Here is a 10,569-nt window from a genome sequence, read left to right as displayed (position 1 = left end):
TCGCCGCGGCGGGTGCGTTGGTGCCTGTGGGTGTGGCGGTTGCTGCGGATGTGCGTGGGGTGTTCCTGTTGGCGGGGACGTGGGGTCAGGCGGAGAACATGACCCAGTTGGCGGACCGGCTGAAGGCTGAGGGTTACACGGTGAAGGTGATGGGGATTCCTGCGGCGGACGGGACGTTGGATCCGGGTGCGGATGGGTCTGGGGATCCTCGTTCGGGGACGGGGAGTATCGCGGCGTCGGCGGCGATCATCGCGGATCAGGTGCGGGCGTTCCGGGATGAGGTGGGTGCGGACAAGGTTGGTTTCGTTGGGTTCTCGCAGGGTGGTGCGATCGGTCGGTATGCGATTAAGTACAACGGGTTGGACAGTGTTGTCGACCAGTATGTGAGCCTTGCCGGGGTGCAGCAGGGGACGATGGGGGATGGGAAGAACCCGTTGTGCATTCTGACGCAGCAGGCGTGTCGGGATATGGCGTGGGGGTCGGGGTTCTTGAAGGCGTTGAATGCGGGGGATCCGGCGCCGGGGCCGGTGCGGTATACGGCGGTGGGCACGACGGGTGATGACACGATCACGCCCCCGCTGTTCTCCTCGGGCGTTGCGGAGGGTGGTTCGTATATTCCCGCGGCGGGTCAGGCGTTGGACGGGAGTTGGGTGACGCACCCGCAGCCGAACGTGACGAACCTGAACCTTCAGCAGGCGTGCAATGCTCCGGGGTTGACGGCGAATCATTGGGGTGCGCCGGTGGGGATGCCGGCGGATGTGTCGGTGTACACGATCGTGTCGTCCGCTCTTCGGGGTGAGGAGCCTGCCTGCGGCGCTTCCCGCTCGAACGCTGTCCTTCCGATGGGTGTTCCCCTCCCGGTGGTGAACGGGTCGTTTACAGACACGGGTGCCACTCCGGTGGGGCCGGCGGAGCGTCGGACGCTCGCCGCGGGTGAGACATGGCTGAACGGGTGGACAGCCATCGGCGCCGGCGCCGAGGTCTACGGGGAGGCGGACACGGGGCTGGGTGTCGGGGTGCGGTCGGTCGACTTGAATGGGGCTGCGGCGTTCGGGGGGATTCAGACGACGTTGGCGACCAGGCCCGGGGTTCCGGTGACGGTGCGTTTCCTCGCGTCGACGAACGTCGACACCCTGCGTGGCGCGAACGGGCAGGCCATCCGCGAGGCAGCGCTGTATGCGGACACCGGGGAGGGCACGGCCCACACCGAGTATGTCCTCCCGCTCACGGCGACGCAGACCCCGGGGGCGGGGCCGGACTGGCAGGCATACCTGTACACGTTCACGCCGACGTCGACCTCGACGACGGTCCGGTTCTTGTCGGACATGCCCGCCACGGCGGATGCGCTCACCCGGACCGGTGGGGTCCAGCCCGGGTGGGACCCGTTCGTGTATCCCGGGGCGATGATCACGGCGGCGGGTCCGCAGATCGCGAACATCGAGGCCGTGTCGATGGTGGAGACCACGGACGTGACCGTGCAGGTCACCGCGGGCACCGGTCTCCCGGTCGCGGAGGGCGAGCCGGTCACGTTGACGATCGCGGACGGGTCGGTGGCCCGGTTCGCGGACGGGTCGACCACGATCACCGTCCCTGCCGGGACCGGTGGTGTCGTGAACGCGACCGTGTACGGGATCGGGTTGGGGTCCACACCCCTGACCGCGACCGCGACGACCGCGACGACACCCCTGACCGCGACAACCACGATCACCACGATCTGCACCACGACCACCGGAGGACAGCCATGACCCGCCCCCACAACAACCACGACCAGCCCACCGGCCCGACCACGGGTGACAACGCGAAGGCCCTCTCCCGCCGGTCTTTGGTGTGGGCAGCGCCCGTGATCGCCGCCGCGATCGCCGTGCCCGCCGCCGCCGCATCCGCCGCGACCATCAAATTCACTAACGACCCCTACACCACCCACACCAACTGCTAACCACACGGCAGTCGGAGCGAGGGTGCCGCTCTTTTGGTTCCACTATGAGGGAAAACCCTATGTCTGGATCGGGTGTCACAGAGCACGCATCCCCGTGCTAACAGCCGTCGGCGCCGTCCTTTCTTCCTGCCTCCGGGAGGAACGATCCGCGATCGAGTGGCTGTGCCACGATCCATGGAGATGGAAATTGCATTCCGTGATCATGAATGGAGTATCGATGCGTATCACTAGGCTCGCCGCGGGCGGTGCTCTGCTTTCCGTGCTCATCCTCGCCGGGTGTTCCGGACCGGCAGCAAGTACGCCGGAGTCGGATGACGACACCGTCTCGAAGAGCGAGTGCCCGGTGCTCGAGGAGGGCATCAGCGTTGAAGCGTCGGCCTTCGTCGCGTGCGTCAAGGACGCGATGAGGAACCCGGCCGGATATGCCGCGACGGCGGCGACGGGGGGGTACGAGAAGAAGACGAAGGTCAATCCTTCAGAGAAGGCGTACCAGCAGGACGATCCTGCAGGCTCGATCGTCGCGATCGGCGACAAGACCTGGGTCAAGCCGGCTGGCGGCGCATGGGTGCAGGGGGATCCTGGCGCTTCCGACGAGACGATCGCCACGCTCAGTGGCCTGGCGGCCGGGATCGCCTCTGAGGACCCGCTTATCAGGACGACGGCCGCGACTGGCACGCTGACGGTGAAGGGCACCGATGAGATGCTCGGGCAGAAGGTGTTCAGCCTGATCGGCTCGCGGGAGCATGAGGGCGATACCATCACCACCGTGTTCCAGACGACGGCCGACTACATCGTGCTGGGAACCAGCGCCACCACGTCCGACGTCACTGTGACCATGGAACTCACCGAATGGGACAAGAAGCAGGACATCCAGCCTCCGCAGTGACCTGATGCTCTCGCTCGCTCGGTCGGCAGACTCATGAGCCCCCTCTGTGACGCACAGAGGGGGCTCATGTTCAACGACGGAGCATGAGCCCCCTCGACGGGTTAGCTGTAACTGATACGGACCCAGCCATTGCCAGCCGTAACAACGGTGCCATTGGTTTGTGCTCCTGCGTTGTTGGCGAGAGAATCTGAGCTTGCCGCTGCATAGGTGGCATTGACGAACGAACCGCCACCGCCTCCACCGGCGGAATAACCCTCGTAAGCGAACGCCTGACCGCTATAGATCGCGGTTGCTCCCCCGGCTCCGCCACCGCCGTAGCCGCCCCCGCCGCCTCCGCTACTGGACGGATAGAACGTGCTACTAGATGGCGCTGGCTCGACACCGTCGCCGCCATTACGAGTATCACCGGCAGAGCCGGGCGCGATGCCAGACCCTCCCGCACCCCCCACGCCATTGGTTCCGGGCTGTCCGCCAGTGTTTGCAGGGTTTCCTGGATAGCTCCCCCGGAGCGCCTGCCCGCCAGGCATGCCAGCGTCTCCGCCTGGCGCGTTCTTCGGTTGCTCCGCCTGATACCCGGTTGCCACGCCCATACCTCCGCCACCCCCGGCGACAGCGAGCGGAGTATCGCCCAGCAGAATCGCAGAACCTCCTCCACCGGCGCCGCCACTCGAGCGGCGCGATGAGGAACTTCCCCCATTCCCATATCCCCTGCCACCGACAGAAGTCTGTTGCGGCAAGGGATACATCGCGCCGCTGCCGCCCCCGGCACCGGCGACCAAGGTGAGAGTCTGCCCCACGACTCCGATGAGCTCTCCCACGATCAACGCACCGGAACCACCGCGCGAACCGCCCCCGGTGATATCTGCTCCGCCGAGAGGCGCGCTTCCGCCGCCGCCAGCGATCTCGAAGGTCACCTTCTTCGCACAAGCCGGGATCGTGAACGTCTGCTCCGAGTAGCCGTCCAGGAAGATTTCCCCGGGGGCACAAGCCTCCGAAGCCGCGTAGGCCGGCACAGCGACGGCGGTCGCGATCACCGGGATCGACCATGCGGCTCCCCTGACGACCATCCGGCGTGTGACGCCGTCTGCTCCCGTGCTGACCGTGCCGGTCAAATGCTCGTCGTTGTTCAAAACATCCCCCTGTTCCGTGGCTGTGTACGCGGGACCACGTAGGTGCTCCGCTCGCCTGTTTGGCGTCATCCATGGGACCCCAGGAGGCGTCGTTTCTCGGTCGATCGCGGTGACTCTGGCCAGATCATGGCGGGGTTCAGGCCAGATCGTGCGTCGCGGATAAGAGGTCTGCGTGGAGGCGCTTCTCTCAGGCGCGAGGCTCTTCCGTAACTCCTCGCCGAACCCGATATGACGATGCCCCGAGTCCCCCCGCCTGGCGCGCCAGCGAGACAGCCGTCGCTGAGCTCGCTGGCTTGGGCTGTCCGCTCTGCGGACCCCGCCCGGTTCTCGGTGGAGATCGCACGAGGGATGACCTGGACGGTGGCGCGCCTGTGGACAACGCCCGTCATCGCGGAGGCACTGCCGCTTCCTCGTGACACGACCCGTGTCATCGTCGGCGTCGACGGGGTCGGGACCCTGCGCATCGGCATGGATGAGATGCAGGTCCGCCCCATGGACATGGTCCTGCTCCAGGGGGACGCTCGTGTCACCGCGGAATGCACCTCCCTGTGGGCGCGAACGGAGTGGCAGCTGGCGTCGCCCGCACTTCGGCAGGCGCGCTTCGCCGCGCATCTCTCCCGCTCCATCCCTCTCCGGGAGGAGCACTACACGCTTCTCACCGCGATGACCAACGTGATCAGCACGAGCGAGCGCATCGGTCACGGGAGCGGTGCGGGTGCGATGCTCGAGACGCTCGCCGGAGTGGCGATGGCGGCGGTCATCGACGCGACGGACGAGCACCCCTGGCTGCCGCCGTCCCGAGCTGCGATCGTCAGGCGTGCTCGCGAGGCGATCGACCGACGACACACGGACCCCGGCTTCGGCCTCACCGAGCTCGCCGCCGAGCTTCACGTCTCCGTCCGCAGTCTCACGCGAGCGTTCGCGGCGACGGGGACGACCGCGCGCGAGGCGATCGAGCGGCGCCGTCTGGCGACGGTCGACTCCCTCGCCGTCGTCAACGCGGGCTGGGCTCTCGGCGACAAGGACGCCCTGGCGCAGGCCGCGGGATTCTCGTCTGCCCGGCATCTCGAGCTCACGCAACGCCGGCATCGCTGACCGGAACGGCGTCGAGCGGGTCTCACGGGTCGGCGGCTCGTCGCCGGGCGGCCGCTCCGGCTGCTAGTGTGGCGCGGCCACGAAGGGGTACACCGATGGGGGATGCATGAAGAGGAGATCCGTCCGGCACATCGTCGCCGCTCTCGTCGCAGGATCGCTGGCGTTCGGCACCGCGCCTGTCGCGACGGCGGCGACCACGCCGGACCTCGGCGTGCCGACAGCGGGGCCGGTCGCAGCGCCAGGACGGATCGGCGCCACCCATCTCGATCCGTACTCGGTCTTCAATGCGTCGAGCGCTCGACTCGACGCCCTTTTCCGGGCGCAGAAGGCTGCCGGCATCGACACCGTCATCGTCCAGTGGACCGGTGCCCTGACCGCCTCGGGTGTGGTTACCACGTACCCCGCCAGCGCCTCCACGGGGTTCGGGGCGTGGGACACGGTTCTTCCTCGGCTGCTCGCATCGGCGAAGCAGAACGGGGTCACGGTGTGGCTCGGCCTCGTCCTGAAGTCGTCGCTGCTCGACCTTCCGGGGACACGGGCAGACGCCGCCCTGCTCGATCGGATCGCTCGCGACGACGTCACTCTCGCCGCCGATCTCCTGTCGAAGTACCCGGGTCAGTTCGCTGGCTGGTACATCCCCACCGAGCCGGGATATGCGACCATCGCGGATCCCGCTCTGACGGCACTGCACTCGCAGCACCTGAAGAAGATCGTCGACGGACTCGACGCGCTCCCCTCGACGCTCGATGTGATGGTCTCGCCCTCGGTGCCGCGTGCCATCGAAGGAGGTCTGTCCGGAGTGGAGTTCGTGTCGCGCCTGGCACCGCTCATCGAAGACACGGGTGTCGACGTGTGGAACCTCCAAGACGGGTACAAGATGACGGCATGGACGCCCGCGCAGAACAGGGCGCTCATCGAGAAGGGGAAGGAGCTCGCCGCTCCGGCGGGGGCCGAGGTCTGGGCCACGATCTACACCCCGGGGCCTGGCGAGGCGAACGGTCCCGTCGACCCTGTCGGGTTCTTCGAAGACCTGGACACCGTCTCCGCGACCGGCGCTCCCGTGACGATCTGGACCTTCGTCTCGGCGATGGATCCCGACCCGACGCGGTCTCATGCCGTGTCCCGCCAGATCCTCTACGGCCAGTACCGCACACACATCGATCCGCCCGCTCCGTAGACAGGGAGACGACCGGTTGAGCAGTCCGCGCCAGAAGACCAGGAAGCCGTCACGGGGAATCGTCGTGGTCGTCGTGACGGTGCTGATCGCGATCGTCGCCTATGTCACGACGGTCTCGCTGTATGCCGCCGACCTGTCGGCGGCGGAGACGCGATCGGTTCGTTTGGGCGACGGCGGCGCCGACCTCGCACTGGTCATCAAGCCTCGTGCCCTGGAGCCGGACAAGCAGGAGTTCGCTCTGCAGCTCGAGGTCGACGAAGGGAGCGTGCTGGTCGGCGCCGACGGCACGGGACTCGTCTCCGAGGTGCGCGTGCAGCTGCGCGATGGGAGGGAGGGCAACACCACCAAGACGATCTCGTTCGGTGCGGACTCGCTGTCGTCCGCCGTGGTCCTCAACCTGCTGACGCCGGAGAGGCGGCTGGAGACGTGGCCGTTCGATCGCTACGCAGCGGATCTGATCTTCTCCGTCGAGAAGGAGGAGGCGGACGGCGGATACATGCCCCTCTCGGTCGACCTGCTGGTCGACGGCGGCGTCCCCGGCTGGGAGATCGTGCCGGAGGGTGACGACGGAGACTCGACGAGTGCGGTCTTCGACACCTCGCTCACCATCACCCGCTCCTTCAGCACGCTCGCGTTCGGAGCCGTTCTCGTGGCCCTGATGATCGTGATGGCGACGATCGCGCTCACCGTCTCGATCAACGTCGTCCGGGGGCGCCGTCCCCTGGAGATGGCGTTCCTGTCCTGGATCGCCGGGATGCTGTTCGCCGTCCCCGCCCTGAGGAACTTCTTCCCCGGGCAGCCGCCGATCGGCTCCTGGGTGGACTTCCTCATCGTCCTCTGGGTCATCGTCGCGCTGGTGGTCTCGCTCGCCTTGCTCGTCATCTCCTGGCTCCACGACGCCCGCCCCATCAGGCGTTCCCCGGCGGCGCAATACACTCGAACGTAGATCGGCAGGACTAGGGGGGGCTGCGCACATCGACAGGAAGCGATGGCCGTCTCAGCGGCGGTCGTGGAATCCGTGGATCACCGACGGCCTCGTCGCCGGTGCCTACTTTCTTCTCGCCGCATTCCTGTTCACCCAGGCCGAGATCTTGGAGGCGCTTGACGACGCTGCTTCCGTTCTTCGTGCCGCGGCGGCCCTTATCGGCACGACGATCGCCGTGCTGCTGCGCCGGCGATGGACCGTGACGACGAGCATCGTCGTCCTGGTGGTGGGTCTGTTCTCGATGTTCCATGGGGCAAGCGCTGATTTCGTCGCGATCCCCATCATGCTGTTCAGTCTCGCCGTGTATCGCTCGATACGCCTCGCGGTGATGTTCTTCGCGCTTTTCATCGCTGAGGCCCTGGTGGTGTCCTTCCCGCCGTGGGCGCTTCCCGGGGCTGTCGACGATGAGTTCGATGTCCTCCTTCTGGCCTTCTGCGCGGCGATCGGACTGCTCATCGGCATCGCGACGCACAGCCGGCGAGCCCACATCGCCTCACTGCTGGAGCAAGCGGCACAGAGCGAGGAGCTCGCAGCGACATACGAGCGGACGAGGATCGCTCGCGAGATGCACGACATCGTCTCCCACACCCTCACCGTCGTGATCCTGCTGGCAGACGGCGCCGTCGCCTCCCCGGACGAGGCCCTCGCGCGGTCCGCGATGAAGAACGCCGCCGAGGCCGCTCGCGGAGCGCTCTCCGAACTGCGAATCCTGCTGGGAGCGCTCCGGGACGTGGGAAACGGATCGCCGTCTTCACAGCTGACGGCTCAGGAGCTGCCCGATCTCGTCGACGCCTTCGTCCAGGCGGGACTTCCTGCGCGTCTGAGGATCATCGGTGTGCCCAACGGCAACTCCGCCGTAAGATTGGCCATCCATCGGATCGTCCAGGAGGGTTTCACGAACGCACTTCGGTACAGCAGGGAGGCCACACGGGTCGAGGCCACCGTGAGCTATTCGGACGACGGTGTGGAGGTCGTCGTGGAGAACGACGGCGCGGTCGAGAACGCACCGTCCGTCGGAGCGAGGCAGGGGCTGCGTGGACTCCGGGAGCGGACCGACCTGCTCGGTGGACGGATTCAGAGCGCATTCGTCGGCGACGGCGTCTGGCGTCTGCGCGCATGGATGCCTTATGAGGCGGGGAGTGGGGGCGTGGAAGGATGACCGGCGAGCCGATCCGTGTCCTGATCGTGGATGATCAGGAGCTCGTTCGCATGGGGTTGCGACTCATAGTGGACGCCGAAGAGGACATGGAGGTGGTGGCGGAGGCCGAGAGCGGCGAGAAGGCGATCACCTGCGTCGACGAGGACAAGCCCGACATCGTCCTTATGGACGTGCACATGCCCGGCGTCGACGGCATCGCGGCGACACGAACCATCGTCGATACCCGTGCGGACACCCGCGTCCTTATTCTGACCACGTTCGACGTCGACAAGTACGCTTTCAGCGCGCTCAAGGCCGGCGCAAGCGGATTCCTTCTCAAGGACGCGGGTCCCCGACAGCTGACCGACGCCATCCGCGCGGTTCATGAGGGCGATGCCATCATCTCCCCGCGGGTGACCCGCCGCATGCTTGACCTGTTCGCGGACAAGATCCCGGATGACGTTGCCCGCCCGACCGTCGATGTCCTCACTCCCCGTGAGACCGAGATCCTCATTGCGATCGGGGAGGGGCTGAACAACGACGAGCTGTCCTCTCGCTTCTTTCTCACGGAGTCGACGGTCAAGACGCATATCGGTCGCATCCTCATGAAACTGCAACTGCGCGACCGGGTGCAGGCCGTGCTCTTCGCGCACCGCAACAACCTCATCTGAGGAGCGGATCCGTGGTTCAGGTCCGCGGGGGCGCTGGGCTGCCGGTCGGCTCATGACTCGGGGCAAAACGGATGGACGCCGCCCCCGTCTTGCGACGGGACGGCGTCCATCGGTCATCTGTCAGCGGTCAGCCGACCTTCTTCCAGAGGGAGAGGGCGGTGATCCAGGTGGGGTCGCCGTGGCCCTGGTAGGACTGGACGGCCTCGTAGATCGCACCGTTGTGGGAAACACGGTCGCCCTTGGCGTAGGCCGCCCTGGCGTCCCAGGGCTTGACCGAGGGGTCGACTGGACCGGAGTCGGCCTTCGTCGTGACGGTGAAGACCTCGCTGGGGGCGGAGGCGTTGCCGGCGGCGTCGAAAGCGATGACGCGGTACTCGTAGGCGGTGCTGGCGGTCAGACCGGTGTCGAGGTATGACGTCTTGGCGGTGGTGCCGACGGTCGCGAACTCGCCGCCCTTCAGGGCGCGCTGGACCTCATAGCGGTCCACTCCGACGTTGTCCTCGGACTCGGTCCACATCAGGTCGACGCTGTTCGCGGTCGTCTTCATGGAGTGCACGCCGCTCGGCGCGGTCGGAGCTTCGGTGTCAGGACCCACGGCCTCGTCCTTCGTGGTGACGGAGAAGGTGCCGGGTTCGGACGTGTTGCCCGCACCGTCGATGGCCACGACGCGGTAGTCATATGCCGTCGAAGCGGTCAGTCCGGTGTCCTTGAACGAGGTGCCGGCGGTCGTGCCGACCGTCTGGAACGGGCCGCCCTTCAGAGCGCGCTGGATCTCGTAGCGGTCCACGCCGACGTTGTCGGTCGACGCGTTCCACATCAGGTCGACCGAGTGGGAGGTCACCTTCATGGCGTGCACGTTCGAGGGGGCGGACGGTGCGACGGTGTCCGGCTTCTCCGGCTGCGCCTCGCCGTCGATGTGGATGTCGATCGCGTTGTAGAACGCATTGGCGGTGTCTGCGACGTCCCAGACGGCGAGGATCACATGATCGCCCGTGTGGTCCGCGGGCAGCTTGATCTTCTGGACGGCTCCGTTCGTGTTCGGCTTGGCAGCGGCAGCCGTGCCGTCCCACGTGACCGTCTGCAGCAGCTGGAGCTTGTCACGAGTGAGCGGGGAGTTCTGGTCCCAGCCGTTCTTGGTGATGTAGTAGTGCCACTTCGAGGTCTTGTGCGGGGCGGTGTAGTACCAGCTCAGGTCGATCGTCTGACCGACCTCGACCTCGTTCTCGATCCACCGGTCCGGGGACTGTGCGTCCAGCTCGCTGAACTGCTTGTTGCCGCCCGAGGCGAGCTGCCCGTCAGCGGGGCCGCCCGTTGCCGGGTCCAGGCTGAACCCCTTCGGGCCTTCGATGGACTGGGTGTCGTACTGGACCGCGCCGAGGTTCGCGTTCGGCATCGCCTGGCGTGCGGTCACCTCCGACACTCCGTCGCCGCCCTTGAGGCCGTTGCCCACGAGGCCGTGGGCGTTGGCCGCCACGGCGCCGCCGAAGACGATCGCGCCAACGAGGGCCGTGCAGGTGCTGAGCTTCGCAACCTTTCTCATAGAGATACTCC

9 protein-coding genes are annotated in these 10,569 nt (G+C 66.8%); 8 read left to right on the top strand and 1 reads right to left on the bottom strand.

What is annotated here, in order from left to right; translation table 11 throughout:
* The 8 genes from ACP15J_RS13840 to ACP15J_RS13805 form a co-directional block, all read left to right on the top strand.
* Window positions 1-1,745 (top strand): lipase family alpha/beta hydrolase (locus tag ACP15J_RS13840; protein ID WP_424980970.1); only part of this gene is annotated, 1,745 nt, incomplete at its 5' end.
* Window positions 1,742-1,936 (top strand): hypothetical protein, encoded by a 195-nt coding sequence (locus tag ACP15J_RS13835; protein WP_424937743.1) that lies wholly within the window; start codon window positions 1,742-1,744, stop codon window positions 1,934-1,936. The genes ACP15J_RS13840 and ACP15J_RS13835, both read left to right, overlap by 4 nt.
* A gap of 343 nt (window positions 1,937-2,279) precedes the next feature.
* Complete coding sequence (locus ACP15J_RS13830) at window positions 2,280-2,822, top strand: hypothetical protein (RefSeq protein ID WP_424980969.1); 543 nt, start codon at window positions 2,280-2,282, stop codon at window positions 2,820-2,822.
* 1,478 nt (window positions 2,823-4,300) lie between these two features.
* Window positions 4,301-5,047: a hypothetical protein gene (locus ACP15J_RS13825; RefSeq protein WP_424937741.1), complete on the top strand. Its 747-nt coding sequence runs from the start codon at window positions 4,301-4,303 to the stop codon at window positions 5,045-5,047.
* A gap of 106 nt (window positions 5,048-5,153) precedes the next feature.
* Entirely contained in the window at window positions 5,154-6,224 is a 1,071-nt protein-coding gene (locus tag ACP15J_RS13820) for a DUF4434 domain-containing protein (protein WP_424937740.1), read from the top strand.
* Between the two features lie 16 nt (window positions 6,225-6,240).
* Window positions 6,241-7,170: a DUF4436 family protein gene (locus ACP15J_RS13815; protein WP_424937739.1), complete on the top strand. Its 930-nt coding sequence runs from the start codon at window positions 6,241-6,243 to the stop codon at window positions 7,168-7,170.
* Between the two features lie 145 nt (window positions 7,171-7,315).
* Window positions 7,316-8,368 (top strand): sensor histidine kinase, encoded by a 1,053-nt coding sequence (locus ACP15J_RS13810; protein WP_424937738.1) that lies wholly within the window; start codon window positions 7,316-7,318, stop codon window positions 8,366-8,368.
* Window positions 8,365-9,018 carry a response regulator transcription factor gene (locus ACP15J_RS13805; RefSeq protein ID WP_197220424.1) on the top strand — a complete coding sequence of 218 codons (654 nt, stop codon included), beginning with the start codon at window positions 8,365-8,367 and terminating at the stop codon, window positions 9,016-9,018. Before ACP15J_RS13810 ends, ACP15J_RS13805 begins: the two co-directional genes overlap by 4 nt.
* Window positions 9,019-9,145: 127 nt before the next feature.
* Here the strand turns inward: ACP15J_RS13805 and ACP15J_RS13800 are convergent, their stop codons facing one another.
* Window positions 9,146-10,558: a lytic polysaccharide monooxygenase gene (locus ACP15J_RS13800; protein WP_424937737.1), complete on the bottom strand. Its 1,413-nt coding sequence runs from the start codon at window positions 10,556-10,558 to the stop codon at window positions 9,146-9,148.
* Window positions 10,559-10,569 lie beyond the last annotated feature (11 nt).

It is taken from the genome of Microbacterium sp. S308A+ (genome assembly GCF_049800815.1).
Classification (GTDB): Bacteria; Actinomycetota; Actinomycetes; order Actinomycetales; family Microbacteriaceae; genus Microbacterium.
This window is presented reverse-complemented; position numbering and strand designations above follow the sequence as displayed.

Excerpts from the sequence above, each read along its gene's own strand:
- ACP15J_RS13835 (WP_424937743.1), top strand. The coding sequence starts at position 1,742 with ATGACCCGCCCCCACAACAACCACGACCAGCCCACCGGCCCGACCACG.
- ACP15J_RS13825 (WP_424937741.1), top strand. The coding sequence starts at position 4,301 with ATGACCTGGACGGTGGCGCGCCTGTGGACAACGCCCGTCATCGCGGAG.
- ACP15J_RS13820 (WP_424937740.1), top strand. The coding sequence starts at position 5,154 with ATGAAGAGGAGATCCGTCCGGCACATCGTCGCCGCTCTCGTCGCAGGA.
- ACP15J_RS13805 (WP_197220424.1), top strand. The coding sequence starts at position 8,365 with ATGACCGGCGAGCCGATCCGTGTCCTGATCGTGGATGATCAGGAGCTC.
- ACP15J_RS13800 (WP_424937737.1), bottom strand. The coding sequence starts at position 10,558 with ATGAGAAAGGTTGCGAAGCTCAGCACCTGCACGGCCCTCGTTGGCGCG.